This is a genomic window from Sphingobium sp. B2, from assembly GCF_007693735.1.
Classification (GTDB): domain Bacteria; phylum Pseudomonadota; class Alphaproteobacteria; order Sphingomonadales; family Sphingomonadaceae; genus Sphingobium; species Sphingobium xenophagum.
Map to the genome: position 1 here is coordinate 2,190,564 of NZ_VDBZ01000001.1, position 18,568 is coordinate 2,209,131.

Below are 18,568 nucleotides of genomic sequence, written 5' to 3' on the forward strand. Positions count from 1 at the left end.
CTATCGGGGCGAAGCATGGCCCCGTAGCTCAGCTGGATAGAGCATCCGCCTTCTAAGCGGATGGTCGCAGGTTCAAGTCCTGCCGGGGTCACCATCCATCATAGAGGGACGATCAGCACCGGGCGCGCCGTCTAACGCGCCCGGCGATCCTGGATCAGAGGATGGTCTGGCCGGTCTTTTCCCAGTCGGCCAGGAAGCCTGCAATGCCCTTGTCGGTCAGGACATGGTTGAACAGCGCCTTGATGACCGCGGGCGGCGCGGTCATCACGTCGGCGCCGATGCGGGCGCTTTCCAGTACATGGATGGGGTGGCGGACCGAAGCGACCAGGATTTCGGTGTCGAACCCATAATTGTCGTAGATCAGGCGGATGTCCTGAATGAGGGCCATGCCGTCAAAGCCGTTATCGTCATGCCGACCGACAAAGGGCGAGATGAAGCTGGCGCCCGCCTTGGCCGCGAGCAGCGCCTGATTGGCGGAAAAGCACAGCGTGACGTTGACCAGCACGCCATCGTCGGTCAGCGCCTTGCAGGTTTTCAGGCCGTCGATGGTCAACGGCACCTTGATGCAGACATTGGGCGCGATCTTCCGCAGGACGGCGGCTTCCTTCATCATCGTCTCATGATCGAGCGCGACGACTTCGGCGGAGACGGGGCCTTCGACCAGCCCGCAAATTTCCTCGACCACTTCCAGGAACTTGCGGCCCGATTTGTGGATCAGCGACGGGTTGGTGGTCACGCCGTCGAGCAGGCCGGTGACGGCGAGATCGCGGATTTCGGCGGTGTCGGCGGTATCGACAAAGAATTTCATGGAATGCGGCTCCGGGGATGGGCGAATCCGGTCCCTTTAGCGGCTGACGGCGGGATTGGCCATGTCGGATCGGGTGATTGTGTCGTCCCGCCACTGCGATTATAGGGCGCGCACCTTGCCAAAGGACCAGAGATGCGCCGCCATTTGCCCCTCAGCCTGCTGGCAGGCGCCCTGCCGGTCATGGCGATGCTGTCGCCTGCGGTCGCCGCCACCCAGGAATCGCAATTGTGGATCACGGAAATGGCGACGATCCACGCCAGCAAGGACGATCTTGTCACCATTGATGCGAGCCAACGTGCGCGGTCCGACACTGGCAGCGGCGGCGAGCAGTTTCTGGCGCGGATCGCGTTGGACCATCGCGTCAGCCCGGCGGTGCAGGTGGGCGGCGCGATCGCCTATCTCAAGAGCGAGGTTGACCAGGAACTGCGCTTTCATCAGCAGGTGACGCTCAGCAAGGGCATCTGGCAAGCCCGCACCCGGATGGAGGAGCGCTTTTTCGACAATGTCGATACCGCCAGCTGGCGCCTGCGCCAGCGACTCCAGGCCAGCGTACCGCTGGACCGGGCGAAACAGTGGACCATGATCGCGGTGACGGAATTCTTCTTTCACCTCAATCGCGCCCGGCCCAGCGACAGGACCGGCCTTGCCGTGATGCGGCAACAGATCGGCCTGCGCCACCCGATCGGCAAGAACCTCGATGCGCAACTGCTCTACATGCGGCAGCAGACTTTTCGAGAGGCCCGGCCAGATGTCGTCGCCCATATACCCTGGCTGACATTGAGCTGGCGGATATAGCAGGCGGCATTTGCCTGCCGGGCGTCAGGCGCTAAGGACGGGGCATGTCCCGCGCCCGTGTCCTCCTGCTCAACGCTGCCTTGGGGCCGCTCGACTATCGCGTGCCGCACGGCATGAACGTGAAGCCCGGCAGCATCGTCGTCGCGCCGCTTGGCCCCCGCCAGCTGGTCGGCGTGGTGTGGGAGGAAGATAGTTTCCCCGATGTCGAGAGCGTGGGCGACAACCGGCTGCGCAACCTGGTCGAGGTGGTTGACGCCCCGCCTTTGCCAGAAACGCTGCGGCGGCTGATCGAATGGACGGCGGACTATTATCTGTCGCCCCCTGCCGCCGTGCTGCGCATGGCGCTGGCGTCGATGGCGGCGCTGGAAGGCACGCGCACCGTCATCGAATATAAGGCCAATGGCCGTCAGCCCGACCGCATGACCGATCAGCGCGCGCAGGCGCTGGAGCGGATCGGCGAGCGGCAGGGGCTGGTGCGCGAACTGGCGCTGATCGGCGGGGTGAGCGACGCGGTGATTCGCGGCCTCATCAAGCAGGATATTTTCGACGCCATCGAAGTCAGCGTCGACACGCCCTTCCCCGCGCCCGACCCGGACCATGCCCCACCCACCCTGTCAGCGGCACAGGCGGACGCGGCGATGACGATGGCGAACGCCGTGCGCGACCATGAATTTGCGCCTTTCCTGCTCGACGGCGTGACCGGATCGGGCAAGACCGAAGTCTATTTCGAGGCGATCGCCGCCGCCATCCGGGCCGATGCCCAGGTGCTGGTCCTGCTGCCCGAAATCGCGCTGACCGAGCCGTTTCTGGAACGGTTCGAGGCCCGGTTCGGCACGATCCCGGTCAACTGGCATAGCGGCCTGCGCCAGACCGAGCGGCGGCGGGCGTGGCGGGCGATTTCCAGCGGGCAGGCGCAGGTCGTCGTCGGCGCACGCTCGGCGCTGTTCCTGCCCTATCCGAAGCTCGGCCTGATCGTCGTCGATGAAGCGCATGAGGCGAGTTTCAAGCAGGAGGATGGCGTCCATTATCACGCCCGCGACGTGGCGGTGATGCGCGGCCTGATCGAGAAATTCCCGGTCATCCTGGCGTCCGCCACGCCCGCGATCGAGACGCGGCATCAGGTCGAACTGGGCCGCTATCGCGAAATCAAATTGCCATCCCGCTATGGCGGGGCGGAAATGCCGCAGATCGAGGGGATCAACCTGCTGACCGATCCGCCCGAACGCGGTCGCTGGATCGCGCCGCCTCTGGTCAAGGCCATCGACGAGGTGATGGCCAAGGGCGAACAGAGCCTGTTGTTCCTCAACCGGCGCGGCTATGCCCCGCTGACCCTTTGCCGCCATTGCGGCTATCGCTTCCAATGCCCCAATTGCACCGCCTGGATGGTCGAACATCGGCTGACACATCGGCTGGCCTGCCATCATTGCGGCCATGTCGTTCCCGCGCCCCGATTCTGCCCGGAATGCAAGGAGGAGGATTCGCTGGTCGCCTGCGGTCCGGGGGTGGAGCGGATCGCTGACGAGGTGAAGGCGCTATGGCCGCAGGCGCGCACGGCCATCGTCACGTCCGACACGTTATTTTCGCCCGCCAGAGTCGCCGATTTCGTCAAATCGGTGGAGGCGGGCGACATCGACATCATCGTCGGCACCCAGTTGGTGACCAAAGGCTATCATTTCCCCAATCTGACATTGGTGGGGGTGATCGACGCCGATCTGGGGCTGGAGGGCGGCGACCTGCGCGCGTCGGAGCGCACCTTTCAGCAGATCATGCAGGTGGCCGGGCGCGCCGGACGCGGGCAGAAGCCGGGCCGCGTGTTCATCCAGACCCGGATGCCCGAAGGCGAGGTCATCAAGACGCTGATCGAGGGCGATACCGAGCGTTTCTACGCGGTCGAGACCGAAAATCGACGGCGCGCCAACGCCCCGCCCTTCGGCCGCTTCGCCGCGATCATCATTTCGAGCGAGGATGCCGACGAAGCAGCACAGGTCGCGCGCCTGATCGGCAAGTCTGCGCCGCTGATAGAGGGGATGCGCGTCTATGGCCCCGCCCCTGCGCCGCTCTCCGTCCTGCGCGGACGGCATCGCCACCGGCTGCTGATCCACGCGACGCGGCAGGTCGACATACAGGCAGCGATTCGCGAATGGCTGGGCAATATCGTGTGGAAATCCAGCACCCGCGTCGCCGTGGATGTCGATCCCTACAGTTTCATGTGATGGACACGCCTATTGCCAGCCCATGCCGCAACCTCTGCGCACTGGACGCAGCGCGGATCTGCACTGGTTGCGGACGGACGATCGACGAAATCGTCCATTGGCGCAGCATGAGCGACGAAGCCCGTGCCGCCGTCATGGCGCGGGTGCGGGATTTCCCGTTTTCTTCGCCTTCTCTGCCGACGTCTGGGCCGCCTGGCCATCCAGTTCCGCCTTCAACCTGATCGCCGCTTCGCGCATGTTAGCCCGTATAATTCATCGCGTTGTTGATCGGGCGTCAGGCTGTCTCTTATACACCTCTAGATGTGTATAAGAGCCAGATGCCCATCATGACGAATATGGCTTCCAACCCTGTCTCTTATACACCTCTAGATGTGTATAAGAGCCAGATGCCCATCATGACGAATATGGCTTCCAACCCTGTCTCTTATACACCTCTAGATGTGTATAAGAGCCAGATGCCCATCATGACGAATATGGCTTCCAACCCTGTCTCTTATACACCTCTAGATGTGTATAAGAGCCAGATGCCCATCATGACGAATATGGCTTCCAACCCTGTCTCTTATACACCTCTAGATGTGTATAAGAGCCAGATGCCCATCATGACGAATATGGCTTCCAACCCTGTCTCTTATACACCTCTAGATGTGTATAAGAGCCAGATGCCCATCATGACGAATATGGCTTCCAACCCTGTCTCTTATACACCTCTAGATGTGTATAAGAGCCAGATGCCCATCATGACGAATATGGCTTCCAACCCTGTCTCTTATACACCTCTAGATGTGTATAAGAGCCAGATGCCCATCATGACGAATATGGCTTCCAACCCTGTCTCTTATACACCTCTAGATGTGTATAAGAGCCAGATGCCCATCATGACGAATATGGCTTCCAACCCTGTCTCTTATACACCTCTAGATGTGTATAAGAGCCAGATGCCCATCATGACGAATATGGCTTCCAACCCTGTCTCTTATACACCTCTAGATGTGTATAAGAGCCAGATGCCCATCATGACGAATATGGCTTCCAACCCTGTCTCTTATACACCTCTAGATGTGTATAAGAGCCAGATGCCCATCATGACGAATATGGCTTCCAACCCTGTCTCTTATACACCTCTAGATGTGTATAAGAGCCAGATGCCCATCATGACGAATATGGCTTCCAACCCTGTCTCTTATACACCTCTAGATGTGTATAAGAGCCAGATGCCCATCATGACGAATATGGCTTCCAACCCTGTCTCTTATACACCTCTAGATGTGTATAAGAGCCAGATGCCCATCATGACGAATATGGCTTCCAACCCTGTCTCTTATACACCTCTAGATGTGTATAAGAGCCAGATGCCCATCATGACGAATATGGCTTCCAACCCTGTCTCTTATACACCTCTAGATGTGTATAAGAGCCAGATGCCCATCATGACGAATATGGCTTCCAACCCTGTCTCTTATACACCTCTAGATGTGTATAAGAGACAGACATCCGCCAACCCCCGATGAATTATACGGGTTAGAAGCATGGGGCGAATAGGCGATGGGATCGAGCAGCAGGGAAGCTGTGGCATAGTCGCCCCGCGCCGCCATCGCGCGGACGACATTGAAGCGATAGTCAGGACTTTGCGGCAACAGGGTGAAGGCCTTGTAGAGCCCATCATAGCCAAGATCTGGCATCTTGCCGCCTCGCATCGCGTGATAGCGGTAGAATAGCGCCAGCGGCACGGGGTCCTCCGTGTCGGCGCGGTTGGCGCGAACGATGGCGGTCAGCGCCGCCTTCCAGTCGTCCGCCTTGTCGCTGTCATGCGCGCGCTCCAGCAAAACCTGCGCGCGAACCGCATGGGCACGCGATGACCGGGCATCCATCGCGATCGCCCGGTCCGCGTCCGCCAACGCGGCGTCCTTTTCCTCAGCGGCCCATTCCGCTTCCGCCAACAGGGCTGCCGCATAGGCAGAATCCTGGAATTGGGCGGCGGTCGCGCGAATGGCGGTGACGATGGCGGGCAGTTCGTCGGCCTTCGGGTGATTGATGAGCCGCAGTTCATCCTCGACCAACGCGCCCTGCGCCGGATCGACAGGGCTGACGACAATCTCGCCAATCTTCATTTCATTGGATTTGAGCGATGAGGCTGACAGACGGTGGCGCATATAGGCCCTGAGATCCTTTTCCAGACCTGCAAGCCCACCTTCAAAATAGCTGTCGGGCGAACGGTCTGGAACGCCCCTGACCAAATCCGCCAAATAGCTGGCGATCTCCTTGCCACGCTGCGTCTTGTTATATTGATAGAAGTGGGTGAGCAGCCAGGCGGTACCATAATAACGGTCCCCGTCACGTCGGCTGAGATCGCCCGTGTCGCGGGCGAACAGATATTCGAGCGGATAGGGTTGGCCCAGCACCAGTCCGGGCAACCGCGCCATGGGCACATGGCCAAACTCGATCGCGCCGCTCTTGGGAAATTTCACGACAGAGAAAAACTCGGCAAATCCCTCGACATACCAGGCTGGATAGGCAGCCGGAAAGTGATGCAGCATGAAATGATGCGTATATTCGTGGAAAAGGATTTCTTCCGCGCCGAAATCAAATTTTCCGGTCTTTTCGCCGCGCGCCAGCACCGCAAAGGCGCTGCGATCCGATGTCGTGTAAAAGCCGCCAATGTTGGGATTGCCCGCGAGTTTCTGCACCTTCCTGTCGTTGGAAAGCAGATAGACCTGCACCGAGCTACCCTGTTCGGGATCGGTCACATCATGGAGCCGCCGCAGCAGAAAATCGAACTTCTCCAACCGTTCGGCCAGGCCGCGCAGTTTTTCGTCATTGCCTTCGCTGTAAACGGTAAAGTGACGGCTTTTCGCCTGCCACCACGCTGCCTGCGCCGTGCCGGGCAGCGCCATCATCCATCCGATGCCCAGCAACAGGGCCGCCCACATCCGCATCGTTATATTTCACCCAAAGACCGGCCCCCAGAGTGGCGGAGGCCGGACCGATTGGAAAGTGCAATCTGATCCGCTATTTGCGCTTTTCCCGCGCGAGCAGCGCCTGCTTCCGCTCCACGCCCCAGGCGTAGCCGCCCGCCGTGCCGTCGCTGCGCAGGACGCGGTGGCAGGGGATGAGGACGGCGAGCGCATTGTCGCCGCAGGCGGTGCCAGCCGCTCGGACGGCGCCGGGGCGGCCGATGGCGGCGGCAATCTGGCCATAGCTGCGAGTCTGCCCGGCAGGTATCGCGCGCAGGGCGGACCACACCGCCTGCTGGAAGGCGGTGCCGCCAACATCGACCGGCAGGTCCGGCGCGCCGGTCGGATCATCCACCAGCGCCACGACGGCAGCGGCGAGCCGATCCAGAGCAGCGTCGGCGGGGCGCAGGTCCGCCTGCGGGAAGCGGTCGCGCAGCGCCGCCTCGCCCTCATCAAAGCTGATCCGGCACAGCCCCTTTTCGGTCGCTGCGATCAGCATCGGGCCAAGGCTGCTGTCGATGGTGCGCCAGCGAATCGTGACGCCGCGCCCGCCCGCGCGCCAGGCGCTGGGCGTCATGCCCAGATGGGTTGCCGCGTCGGCATAGGCGCGGCTGGGCGCACCATAGCCCGCCTCGTAAATGGCCGCCGTCACGCTGCCGCCCGCATCCAGCGCGGTCTTCAGCCGGTCGGCCCGCAGTGTACGGGCATAGGCGGCGGGTGTCTGCCCGGTCTCGCGCTTGAACAGGCGATGGAAATGATGCGGGGCATAGCCGACATGGGCCGCGATCGCCTCCAGCCGGGGGGACTCCTCCGCCGCTTCGATCAGCGCGATCGCGGCGGCCACCGCCTGCCTGTCCCGCCCCGTTTCGTCCGGGCGGCAGCGCAGACAGGCGCGGAAGCCCGCTGCGCGCGCCGCAGCGGGATCGGGCAGGAAGGTCATATTCTCCCGCCTGGGGTGCCGCGCGGGACAACTGGGCTTGCAATAAATGCCGGTGGTAGCGACGCAACTGACGAAGTGCCCGTCCATCGTCCGGTCGCGCCGCAAGACCGCCGCCCAGCACTGGTCGGGATCGGGCATGGAGGGCGCGGGCGTGGACAGGCGGGTCATCTGGTTCATACATTATGGGATATAGCGAAAGCGCTGGCCATGCTTCCCGCAGCTTGCGCTCAAAAAAACCACGCACTTTTCCCGATTGCGCAACGCCCGCCTTTGCATATGTATGCGCGCCTATGGTCGCTCTTTTCCGCTTCATCCTCCTGGCGCTCGCCCTTGCCGCGCCGACGGTCTCCCGCGCCGAACAGCAGGACATCGCCGCTGCCGCGCGCGGGGTGGTGCGTGTCGTGCTGGTCGCGACCGATGGCAGCGAAGCCTATTTTGTCGGCCATGGCAGCGGCCTGGCGGTCGCGCCCGACAAGATATTGACCAACGCCCATGTCGTGGAACTGGCGCGGGAAGAGAAAAATCTCGTCATCGGCGTCATCCCGTCCGAAGGCACCAACAGCTATGGCGGGCGCATCATCGCCTTTTCGCCCGGCAACGACCTGGCCCTGATCCAGCTGGAACAGGGCAGCCTGCCGGTCAGCACTTTCTACGCCGGGGCCGTGACCGACGGCCAGCATGTCACCGCCATTGGCTATCCCGGCACGGTCGACCGGGCGCAGGGGCTGGGCCTCAAGCAGATGGTCGAACCAGTGGCAACCGTCAAAACCAGTGGCAATGTGTCCGCCGGCCGCGCGAGCCGCAGCTTCGACACGCTGCTGCACACAGCGCCCTTGGCGGCTGGAAACAGCGGCGGGCCGCTGGTCGATGATTGTGGCCGGGTGCTGGGGGTCAACAGCTTCGGATCGGTATCGGACGGCAGCGACGCCGAATTCGGCTTTGCCGTATCCTGGCGGGAAATCGCCTCCTTCCTGCGGCAGGCGGGCGTATCGTCGCGCCATACTGTCGTGCCGTGCCGTTCCTTTGCCGACGCCGATTCGGCCGAGGCCGCGATCCTCCAGCGCGAATCGGCGATGAGCGAGCAGAAGCTGCGCGCCAGCGACAGCGCGCGTCAGCAGGCAATGGACCGCGCCCGCGACGCTGCCGAGAGGGAGGTGATTTCCGCGCGCGAAAACGCGATGGCCGGGGCAGCCGTACTGTTGGCCGTGGCCGTGCTGGCGCTGGGCGCTGGCGGGCTGTTCTACAGCCAGAAGCGGGAAAAGCATGCGACATGGTCACTGGCGATCGGCGGGCTGCTGCTGTTCGGGGCGGCGGGGCTGTTCTTCTTCCGACCCAGCTTCGCCAGCATCGACGAAAAGGTCGCGGTGGCGCAGGATGGGGGCGTGGTCAGCAATACCGCCTTTGCCTGGGCGGGCGACAATATCTGCAAGGTGGACATGGCGCGCAGCCGCCTGACCCTGTCGCAACCCGATGACATCGCCTTCAACTGGGCGGAGGGCGGCTGCCTCAATGGCGACACCCAATATGTCGCCAGCGGCACTGGATGGCAGCGGGTGACGATCCCGGCGGAGGGCCATTATCTCGCCTCCAGCCGCTTCGATCCCGTCAATGGCGTGCTGCGCGTCGACCGCTGGCTGCCCGATGCCGACACCATGGCCAAGGCGCGCGCGCTGGTGGGGGCCAAGCCGATTCCCGCCTGTGGCAGCAATCCTGAAGCTCTGGCCCGGATTGCCGCGCTGCAATCGCATATTGCGGCAATCGTCCCGGCCCAGCCCAACGAACGGATTGTCTATCATTGCCAGAAAGGTCGGCTTGCCCCGGTCGATCCGGCGCAATAACCGATTCGGTGCCGCGAAAAAACTCAGTCAAATGCCAGCGGTTTCGCACTATTGCCGGAATCGCGCAGCATGACTTGCATAGTCATAATCGCGCTGCTAACCGGCCCCACAACAAGGGGGACGGGCGTAACTGCTCCCCCCTCATTGCATGACCGGCACATCAAATGGAGGACGGTAAGCGCGTGGAGACTACCGGCGGTATACAGGCCAGCCTCAGCGGCCGCTACGCGGTTGCGCTGTTCGATCTGGCGCGCGATGGCCAATCGCTCGAGACCGTGGCGGACAGCCTTGCCGCGTTGAAGGGTGCGATTGCCCAATCGCCTGATTTCAAAGCGCTTATCAACAGCCCGGTGCTGAGCCGCGATGCGTCTGGAAAGACGATCGCCGCCGTCGCATCCTCCATGGGGATCGATCCCCTGACCACGAAATTTCTGGGCGTGCTTGCCGGGAACCGCCGGCTTGGCCAGCTTCCCGCCGTCATCCGCGCCTATGAAACCCTGCTGTCGAATCACAAGGGCGAGGCCCGCGCCGAAGTGACGAGCGCGCACCCGCTGACCAAGACGCAGATCACCGCGCTCGGCAAAAGCCTGCGCGCCCGCGTCGGCCGCGACGTCGCCATCGATGCGAAGGTCGACCCCGCGATCCTGGGCGGGCTGGTCGTCAAGATCGGCAGCCAGATGATCGACAGCTCCATTCGTACCCGTTTGAATAGTCTCGCCATGGCGATGAAAGGCTGAACATGGATATCAACGCCGCAGAAATTTCGAAGGTCATCAAGGACCAGATCGCCAATTTCGGCACCGAAGCGCAGGTTAGCGAAGTCGGTTCCGTGCTGACCGTGGGTGACGGCATCGCCCGCGTCCATGGCCTCGACAATGTCCAGGCGGGCGAAATGGTCGAGTTTGCCAACGGTATTCAGGGCATGGCGCTGAACCTGGAAGCCGACAATGTCGGTGTCGTGATCTTCGGGTCCGACAGCGAGATCAAGGAAGGCGACACCGTCAAGCGCACCGGCACCATCGTCGACGTCCCCGTCGGCAAGGGCCTGCTGGGCCGCGTCGTGGACGGCCTTGGCAACCCGATCGACGGCAAGGGGCCGATCGTGTCCGATCAGCGCATGCGCGTTGAGCGCAAGGCGCCCGGCATCATCCCGCGCACCTCGGTTCACGAACCCGTGCAGACCGGCCTCAAGGCCATCGACACGCTCGTCCCCGTTGGCCGTGGCCAGCGCGAACTGATCATCGGCGACCGCCAGACCGGCAAGACCGCCGTGGCGATCGACACCTTCATCAACCAGAAGGCCGCCAATGCGGGCGATGACGAGAGCAAGAAGCTCTACTGCATCTATGTCGCAGTCGGCCAGAAGCGCTCGACCGTTGCCCAGATCGTCAAGCAGCTCGAAGAAAATGGCGCGATGGAATATTCGATCGTCGTCGCCGCGACCGCTTCGGAACCCGCTCCGCTCCAGTATCTCGCCCCCTATACCGGTGTGACCATGGGCGAATATTTCCGCGACAACGGCATGCACGCCGTCATCGTCTATGACGATCTGTCGAAGCAGGCCGTCGCCTATCGCCAGATGTCGCTGCTGCTGCGTCGTCCTCCGGGCCGTGAAGCCTATCCGGGCGACGTGTTCTATCTGCACAGCCGCCTGCTGGAGCGCGCGGCCAAGATGAACAGCGACAACGGGTCTGGCTCGCTGACCGCGCTGCCGATCATCGAAACGCAGGCAGGCGACGTGTCGGCCTACATCCCGACCAACGTGATCTCGATCACCGACGGCCAGATCTTCCTGGAAACCAACCTCTTCTACCAGGGCATCCGTCCGGCCATCAACGTCGGCCTGTCGGTGTCGCGCGTCGGGTCCGCCGCGCAGACCAAGGCGATGAAGAAGGTGTCCGGCTCGATCAAGCTGGAACTGGCCCAGTATCGCGAAATGGCGGCCTTCGCCCAGTTCGGTTCGGACCTCGACGCATCGACCCAGAAGCTGTTGAACCGCGGCGCGCGCCTGACCGAACTGCTCAAGCAGGCGCAATTCTCGCCGCTGCCGTTCGAGGAACAGACCGCGTCGATCTTCGCTGGCACCAACGGCTATCTGGACAGCGTCGCTGTCAAGGACGTGACCCGCTACGAAGAATTGATGCTGGCCTATCTGCGCCACGATCATGCCGACGTGCTGACCATGATCCGCGACACCAAGGATCTGGGCGACGAAGCCAAGGGCAAGCTCAAGGCCGCGCTCGACAGCTTCGGCAAGACTTTTGCTTAAGTCTGGTGCCTAAGTGATTTGATGAAGGCCGCCGGGCGACCGGCGGCCTCCCTACACTGAATTCGGGATTGAGATGGCAAGCCTCAAGGAACTGAAGATCCGCATCGGGTCGGTCAAATCGACCCAGAAGATCACCAAGGCGAAGCAGATGGTCGCCGCCGCGAAGCTGCGCAAGGCGCAGGCCGCAGCGGAAGCCGCGCGCCCCTATAGCAGCCGCCTGGAAGCCGTCGTCGCCTCCCTCGCCTCGAAAATCGCGGGCGGTTCGGGCGAAGGCGCATCGCCGCTGCTGGCGGGCACGGGCAAGGATGACGTGCATCTGCTGGTCGTCGCCAACTCCGACCGTGGCCTGGCCGGTGCGTTCAACGCCAACATCGTCAAGGCCGCCCGCGCCAAGGCGGACGAGCTGATCCAGCAGGGCAAGACGGTGAAATTCTACCTGATCGGTCGCAAGGGCCGTCCGGTGATCAACCGCATGTATCCCGGCCAGATCGTCGCCCAATATGACACGACCGGCGCCAAGCAGCCCGGCTATGATCAGGCGCACGCCATCGCTGGCGAGCTGACCGACATGTATCTGAACGGCAAGTTCGACATCGCGCATCTCTTCTATTCGCGCTTCAAGTCGGCGCTGGCGCAGATCCCGACCGAACAGCAGATCATTCCCGTCAAGATCCCCGCCGACGCCGACCGCAACGCCATCGCCGCGACGGTCGAATATGAACCGAGCGAGGAAGCGATCCTGGACGACCTGCTGCCGCGCAACGTCGCGATCCAGCTGTTCAAGGCGCTGCTGGAAAACAACGCATCCGAACAGGGCGCGTCGATGACCGCGATGGACAATGCCACGCGCAACGCAGGCGACCTGATCAACAAGCTGACGATCCAGTATAACCGCAGCCGTCAGGCCGCGATCACCACCGAACTCGTTGAAATCATTTCGGGCGCTGAAGCCCTCTAAGCACACGCACGCAAGGAAGCAGTCATGGCAACCACCAACAATGTAGGCCGCATTTCGCAGGTCATCGGCGCCGTCGTCGACGTGACCTTCCCTGATGCGCTCCCGTCGATCCTGTCGGCACTGGAAACCAGCAACAACGGCCAGCGCCTTGTTCTGGAAGTCGCCCAGCATCTGGGCGAAAACACCGTCCGCACCATCGCGATGGACTCGACCGAGGGCCTGACCCGCGGCCAGGAAGTGACCGACACCGGCGCGCAGATCAGCGTTCCCGTTGGTCCGGCCACGCTCGGCCGCATCCTGAACGTCGTTGGCGAGCCCATTGACGAGCGCGGCCCGGTCGCGACCGAACTGCGTTCGCCCATCCATGCCAAGGCTCCCGAATTTGTCGACCAGTCGACCGAAAGCGCGATCCTGGTCACCGGCATCAAGGTCATCGACCTTCTCGCTCCCTATGCCAAGGGCGGCAAGATCGGCCTGTTCGGCGGCGCGGGCGTGGGCAAGACGGTTCTTATTCAGGAACTGATCAACAACATCGCCAAGGGCCATGGCGGTACGTCGGTTTTCGCGGGCGTTGGTGAACGTACCCGCGAAGGTAACGACCTGTACCACGAATTCCTGGACGCGGGCGTCATCGCCAAGGATGCCGATGGCAACGCCATCACCGAAGGGTCCAAGGTTGCGCTGGTCTATGGCCAGATGAACGAACCGCCGGGCGCCCGTGCCCGCGTTGCGCTGTCGGGCCTGACCATCGCTGAATATTTCCGCGACGTCGAAAATCAGGACGTGCTGTTCTTCGTCGACAACATCTTCCGCTTCACCCAGGCAGGCGCGGAAGTGTCCGCTCTGCTCGGCCGTATTCCTTCGGCCGTGGGCTATCAGCCGACCCTGTCGACCGATATGGGCGCGCTGCAGGAACGCATCACCTCCACCAACAAGGGGTCCATCACCTCGGTGCAGGCCGTGTACGTCCCCGCGGACGACTTGACCGATCCCGCGCCTGCGACGTCGTTCGCGCACTTGGACGCGACGACCGTTCTCAACCGCGCCATTTCGGAACTGGGCATCTATCCGGCGGTCGATCCGCTCGACTCCACCAGCCGCGTTCTGGAACCGCGCACCGTGGGTCAGGAACATTATGACACCGCCCGCGCCGTCCAGTCGATCCTGCAGAAGTACAAGTCGCTGCAGGACATCATCGCCATTCTGGGCATGGACGAACTGTCGGAAGAAGATAAGCTGACCGTCGCCCGCGCGCGCAAGATCCAGAAATTCCTGTCGCAGCCCTTCCACGTCGCCGAAGTCTTTACCGGCATCAGCGGCAAGTTCGTCCAGATCGAGGACACGGTTAAGTCGTTCAAGGCCGTGGTCGATGGCGAATATGACCATCTGCCCGAAAACGCCTTCTACATGGTCGGCGGCATCGACGAAGCCATTGAGAAGGCCAAGAAGCTGGCCGCCGAAGCGGCTTAAGCGACCTGTTGCATCCCCTCCCTTGAAAGGGAGGGGCTAAGGAAACGAACATGGCACTGCATTTTGAACTCGTGACCCCCGAAAAGCTCTTCCGGTCGGAAGAGGTCTATCAGGTCGTGGTGCCCGGCACCGATGGCGACTTCGGCGTGCTGGAGGGTCATGCGCCCTTCATGTCGACCGTGCGCGACGGTAGCATCCAGATCTATGCGACCGCAGGGGCCGCGCCCGAAATCATCCCGGTCGAAGGCGGCTTTGCCGAGGTCAATGAAAAGGGTCTGACGGTCCTGGCCGAAAAGGCCGGCTGATCACCGCATATGAAAGGACCGGCCCGGCGTGGCGCGGTCAGCAGAAGGGGCGCTCGACAGCGCCCCTTTTTGTTGGACGGTCATTCATGAAGGGGCCGGATTTCGATTTCGCTGGGTCCGGGCATAGGGTTTGGGCAACGCTTCGCCCAGGCGACCGCCTCGTCCATATCCCTGACATCCCATAGCCAGAAGCCTGCCACCTGATCGCGGCTGGGCGTGAACGGACCATCGATCACGGCCCGATCCGCGCCATCAAAGGCGATACGCTTGCCCTGCGATGTGGGGGTCAGCCCATCGGCGGCAATCAATATGCCAGCGTCGCGCAATGCGTCATTATAGCGGCCCATCGCCGCCATCATTTGACTTGTCCAGGGTTCGGGAAACAGGCCGGTCTCGCTATCCGGCGTCGCCTTCACCAGCACCATCACCCGCATCGCCTGTCTCCCTGCTCAATGCAGCGCTATCGCGTATGACTTAGCGTTACCCCCAAACGTCATGCTGAATTTATTTCTGCATCCATTTATCGTCGCAGACAACGGCATGGGCTGGCGAAATGGACCCTGAACCAAGTTCAGGGTGACGAATAAGATAGGCATGGTGCCATATGCGATAGCCCTGCTGTCCTATGGGGCAATGTTGGCAATCTGCATCCTTACCGCAACTTTTTTATGCATGAGGCGGGCAACGCCGATTGCCGCACTCGCCCCGCCTTGTCATGAACAAGCCCGATGATCGCCCCGCCCCCTTCCCCCGCGCTCCAGCGGCCCCTGCCCGGCAGCTGGCTAATCGCCTTGCTGGCCGGCTGGCTGGCCCTCGACCAGTTGCTGCTGTGGCGGTTCCTGAACGTCATGCCCCTCTGGGCCTATGGGCTGGGCGCGCTGCTGACCGGCTTGCTCTGCGTCGCCATCGTCCGGACGGCGCGCGACTTTGCCGGACCGACAGCCGCGACATGGCTGATCTGCATCGGCGTGGCGACGATACTCCTTCTCCTGGGTGGGGAGGGACGCTTTTTCTATGCCAATATCGACTGGCAGGTGCGCTTCGCCGTGCTGCGCGACATGAGCATCAACCCCTGGCCGTTCGTCTACACCGCAAGGGGCGAGGCCGAACTGTTGCGCGCGCCGGTCGGCATGTTCCTGATCCCCGCGCTGGTGGCCAAGGCGCTGGGTGGAAGCGCTGGCGACATCGCGCTGCTGGTCCAGAACAGCCTGCTGACCGGCACGCTGCTGGCGTTGGGATCGACGCTATTTGTCACGCGCCGCGCGAAAATGATCGCGCTGGCGGTCGTCGTGGGCTTCAGCGGCCTCGACGCGCTGGGGCGCATCGCGTTTCGGGGCGGATTGTCGGATCATCTCGAAAACTGGGCCTATCTTCAATATTCATCGACCGTCACCCTGGCCTTCTGGGTGCCGCAACATGCGATTTCAGGCTGGATCGGCGCGCTGGGTTTCGTCCTTTGGCGTGCGGAGAAATTGCCGCTGGGCGCTTATCTGGCGCTGCTGCCCTTGACGGCGCTCTGGTCGCCGCTGGGGTTGATGGGCGCCATGCCATTTGCAGCACTGGCGGGCATCAGCAGCCTGCGCGCGCAGACGATCCGACCCGCCGACATCGCCCTGCCCGCCCTCACCACCCTGCTGTGCGTCCCCGGCCTCTTCTATCTGGCCGCCGCTGGCGACGGCGTGGGCGCGCGGTTGATGGCGCTGTCCCCGCTGCAATGGGGCCTGTTTGAACTGCTGGAAGTGCTGGTCTATGTCGCGCCGCTGGCGCTGCTGGTCCATCGCCCGCGTTTTGGCCGCAATTCGCTGGTCGTACTGACCTTGTGGCTGATCGCCATCCCCTACGTCCAGATCGGCGCATCGACCGATTTCATGATGCGCGCATCGATCAGCGCCCTGACGATCCTGGCGGTCATGGTCGCCGATGCGCTGCTAACTACGCCGCGCACCCGCCTGCCGCTGGTCATATTGCTGGTGATCGGGTCAGTCACCGGGGCGATGGAGATCCGCCGTGCGCTGCTCCATCCCGCCGCGCCGCAGGTCCGGTGCAGCCTGTTCAAGGCATGGAACCAGAGCTTTGGCGATTTTCCGATCGATTCCTATGTCGCGCCGCTGGACCGGATGCCGTCGCTGGTGCGGCCCACCGATCCGGCACCCGTCAACGCCGCCGATCCCGCCCGCTGCTGGCAGGGGCCATGGCATCATCCCGACGATCCGTCAGGCTGACAATATCGCGTAGAGCGACAGGCCGATCGGGAAGCGCACGCGGCCAAGCAGATGGCGTTCCCAACCGAATATCCGCCGCAGCACGCCATTGACCGGCGGCGACGGCTGCGCGTCCAGTCCGCCCTTGCGCCCCAGCAGCCGGTGCGCAGTACGGGTTGCGACCGCCAGCGGAAAAAGGAGGCTGTTGAAATAGCCGATGCCTTCGACCTTCAGCCCGGCGTCCTGTGCAACGGCACGCAACCCTGCCAGCGTATAGCGGCGCTTGTGATGGTGCAGCACGTCATGGTCGGACCATAGCCATGGCACCGCCGGGACAGTGAGCAATATCCGCCCCCCGTCCGCCAGCCGCGCCCGCAATGCCGCGAGCGACGCGCGATCCTCCTCCACATGCTCCAGCACGTCGAGCAGCGCGATCAGATCATAGCGAGCGGCATCAAAGCCGATCCGGCCAGGAAGCATCCCCGGTTCGATGCGCGCAATGCCGCGTTCATTGGCATGTCGACGCGCATCATCGTCATATTCCAGCGCATCGACCGTGCCATGGCGCGCCAGCATCGCCAGATTGCCGCCGGTGCCGCAACCCGCCTCCAATATGCGCGCGTCGGCGCGCGGCGCGATCCGGGTGCGGATCAGCGCGTCCACTATGGCGCGGCGGGCGACGAACCACCAATGGCTCCCCTCCTGCGCGCTCAGGCTCGCATAGGCTGATCGGTCCATTCATCCTCGTCCCTGATTGGTTCGGCAACCGGAGCCACCGGCACAGTCGATTGATCCGCGACCACATAGAGCGGCCGTTGCCGCACTTCGCGCGCGACCCGGCCCAGATATTCGCCGATAATGCCCAGGCTGAGCAGGTTAAGCCCACCCAGCCCCAGCACCGCGACCATGATGGAGGCGTAGCCCGGCGTATCGACCCCGGTGATGATCGTATGGGCGACCAGAAAGGCCGCATAGGCAAAGGCAAGGCACGCAATGCCACCGCCGATATAGGACCATATCCGCAGCGGCATGGTGGTCGACGCAGTGATGCCGTCGATCGCCAGCGACCAGAGCTTGCCGAGCCGCCATTTGGTCGTCCCCGTCCCGCGCGCGGCGCGGACATAATCGACCGTGGCGACGCGAAAGCCGATCCAGCTGAACAGCCCCTTGTTGAAGCGCGCCTGCTCGCCCAGTTGCTTGATGACGTCCACCGCCTGCCGATCGAGCAAACGGAAGTCGCCGACATTTTCGGGGATCGGATAATCGGACAGGCGATTGAGCAGGCGATAGAATCCGCGCGCGCTCGTCCGTTTGAACCAGCCGTCCGTGGAGCGGTCGGACCGGCGCGCATTGACCACCTGCGCGCCCGCCAGCCAGTGGCGGACCATATCCACGATCACCTCCGGCGGATCCTGCAGATCGACGTCGATCGGGATCACGGCGTCACCGCTCGCATGGTCGATCCCGGCCGCCAGCGCCGCTTCCTTGCCAAAATTGCGCGACAGGGTGACGACGCTTATGTCGGGGTTCAGCCGCGCCAATATGGTCAATATGTCGCCGGTCCGGTCGCTGCTGCCATCATTGACGAACAGATATTCCGCCCGCGCATCAGGCCCGATCAGCGCCAGCGCCCGCCCCACCGCAGGGCGCGCCGTCTCCAGGAACAGCGACAGGCTGTCCTGCTCGTTATAGACCGGGATGACGATCGACAGCGTGCGCATGGGCGCAATGATCCTCGCGAAAAACTGACTCCGCTATCGGCTAGAATGGTTAATGGATCGTAAGTGTGCGCCATCATCCTTACGCTTCATTTACCA

Annotated in this window: 17 protein-coding genes and 1 tRNA gene; 12 read left to right on the top strand and 6 right to left on the bottom strand. The window is 62.8% G+C overall.

What is annotated here, in order from left to right:
- Positions 1–17: 17 nt before the first annotated feature.
- Positions 18–94 (top strand) — tRNA-Arg (locus tag FE851_RS10595).
- Positions 95–154: 60 nt separating this feature from the next.
- On the opposite strand, the gene fsa is transcribed toward FE851_RS10595, so the two are convergent.
- The gene (fsa, locus tag FE851_RS10600) at positions 155–808 is read right to left on the bottom strand and encodes a fructose-6-phosphate aldolase (protein WP_130752061.1); all 654 of its coding nucleotides are present in this window, start codon (positions 806–808) and stop codon (positions 155–157) included.
- Positions 809–940: 132 nt separating this feature from the next.
- Here fsa and FE851_RS10605 point away from each other — a divergent pair, with 132 nt between their 5' ends.
- The 4 genes from FE851_RS10605 to FE851_RS10620 are packed head-to-tail and all read left to right on the top strand — an operon-like array spanning position 941 to position 5,327.
- Positions 941–1,603 carry a DUF2490 domain-containing protein gene (locus tag FE851_RS10605; RefSeq protein WP_145202255.1) on the top strand — a complete coding sequence of 221 codons (663 nt, stop codon included), beginning with the start codon at positions 941–943 and terminating at the stop codon, positions 1,601–1,603.
- Positions 1,604–1,647: 44 nt separating this feature from the next.
- The gene (locus FE851_RS10610; protein ID WP_145202258.1) at positions 1,648–3,816 is read left to right on the top strand and encodes a primosomal protein N'; all 2,169 of its coding nucleotides are present in this window, start codon (positions 1,648–1,650) and stop codon (positions 3,814–3,816) included.
- Positions 3,816–4,037, top strand: a complete 222-nt coding sequence (locus tag FE851_RS10615; protein WP_145204331.1) for a DUF1289 domain-containing protein — start codon at positions 3,816–3,818, stop codon at positions 4,035–4,037. The genes FE851_RS10610 and FE851_RS10615 overlap by 1 nt, the downstream gene beginning before the upstream one ends.
- 39 nt (positions 4,038–4,076) lie before the next feature.
- Positions 4,077–5,327, top strand: a complete 1,251-nt coding sequence (locus tag FE851_RS10620; RefSeq protein ID WP_186378798.1) for a hypothetical protein — start codon at positions 4,077–4,079, stop codon at positions 5,325–5,327.
- On the opposite strand, the gene FE851_RS10625 is transcribed toward FE851_RS10620, so the two are convergent.
- Together FE851_RS10625 and ada are read right to left on the bottom strand one after the other, a co-directional pair.
- Entirely contained in the window at positions 5,286–6,752 is a 1,467-nt protein-coding gene (locus FE851_RS10625; protein WP_145202264.1) for a hypothetical protein, read from the bottom strand. The two genes, FE851_RS10620 and FE851_RS10625, sit on opposite strands and share 42 nt — an antisense overlap.
- A gap of 73 nt (positions 6,753–6,825) precedes the next feature.
- Entirely contained in the window at positions 6,826–7,887 is a 1,062-nt protein-coding gene (gene ada / locus FE851_RS10630) for a bifunctional DNA-binding transcriptional regulator/O6-methylguanine-DNA methyltransferase Ada (protein WP_145202267.1), read from the bottom strand.
- 113 nt (positions 7,888–8,000) lie between these two features.
- Here ada and FE851_RS10635 point away from each other — a divergent pair, with 113 nt between their 5' ends.
- From FE851_RS10635 to FE851_RS10660, 6 genes are all read left to right on the top strand, one after another.
- Entirely contained in the window at positions 8,001–9,548 is a 1,548-nt protein-coding gene (locus FE851_RS10635; protein ID WP_145202270.1) for a S1C family serine protease, read from the top strand.
- 182 nt (positions 9,549–9,730) lie between these two features.
- Positions 9,731–10,285 (top strand): F0F1 ATP synthase subunit delta, encoded by a 555-nt coding sequence (locus FE851_RS10640; protein ID WP_186378799.1) that lies wholly within the window; start codon positions 9,731–9,733, stop codon positions 10,283–10,285.
- Between the two features lie 2 nt (positions 10,286–10,287).
- Positions 10,288–11,817: a F0F1 ATP synthase subunit alpha gene (gene atpA / locus FE851_RS10645; RefSeq protein ID WP_017181574.1), complete on the top strand. Its 1,530-nt coding sequence runs from the start codon at positions 10,288–10,290 to the stop codon at positions 11,815–11,817.
- Positions 11,818–11,890: 73 nt separating this feature from the next.
- Positions 11,891–12,775: a F0F1 ATP synthase subunit gamma gene (locus tag FE851_RS10650; RefSeq protein WP_145202276.1), complete on the top strand. Its 885-nt coding sequence runs from the start codon at positions 11,891–11,893 to the stop codon at positions 12,773–12,775.
- 24 nt (positions 12,776–12,799) lie between these two features.
- Complete coding sequence (atpD, locus tag FE851_RS10655) at positions 12,800–14,245, top strand: F0F1 ATP synthase subunit beta (protein ID WP_017181576.1); 1,446 nt, start codon at positions 12,800–12,802, stop codon at positions 14,243–14,245.
- Positions 14,246–14,295: 50 nt separating this feature from the next.
- Positions 14,296–14,550: an ATP synthase F1 subunit epsilon gene (locus tag FE851_RS10660; RefSeq protein ID WP_017181577.1), complete on the top strand. Its 255-nt coding sequence runs from the start codon at positions 14,296–14,298 to the stop codon at positions 14,548–14,550.
- Between the two features lie 80 nt (positions 14,551–14,630).
- On the opposite strand, the gene FE851_RS10665 is transcribed toward FE851_RS10660, so the two are convergent.
- Positions 14,631–14,984 (bottom strand): YciI family protein, encoded by a 354-nt coding sequence (locus FE851_RS10665; RefSeq protein ID WP_017181578.1) that lies wholly within the window; start codon positions 14,982–14,984, stop codon positions 14,631–14,633.
- 294 nt (positions 14,985–15,278) lie between these two features.
- Here FE851_RS10665 and FE851_RS10670 point away from each other — a divergent pair, with 294 nt between their 5' ends.
- Positions 15,279–16,772, top strand: coding sequence for a hypothetical protein (locus FE851_RS10670; RefSeq protein WP_145202279.1), 1,494 nt, complete (start codon positions 15,279–15,281; stop codon positions 16,770–16,772).
- On the opposite strand, the gene FE851_RS10675 is transcribed toward FE851_RS10670, so the two are convergent.
- Complete coding sequence (locus FE851_RS10675) at positions 16,764–17,489, bottom strand: class I SAM-dependent methyltransferase (protein ID WP_145202282.1); 726 nt, start codon at positions 17,487–17,489, stop codon at positions 16,764–16,766. The two genes, FE851_RS10670 and FE851_RS10675, sit on opposite strands and share 9 nt — an antisense overlap.
- On the bottom strand, positions 17,462–18,472 hold the full coding sequence (locus tag FE851_RS10680) for a glycosyltransferase family 2 protein (RefSeq protein WP_145202285.1): 1,011 nt from the start codon (positions 18,470–18,472) through the stop codon (positions 17,462–17,464). Before FE851_RS10680 ends, FE851_RS10675 begins: the two co-directional genes overlap by 28 nt.
- Positions 18,473–18,568 lie beyond the last annotated feature (96 nt).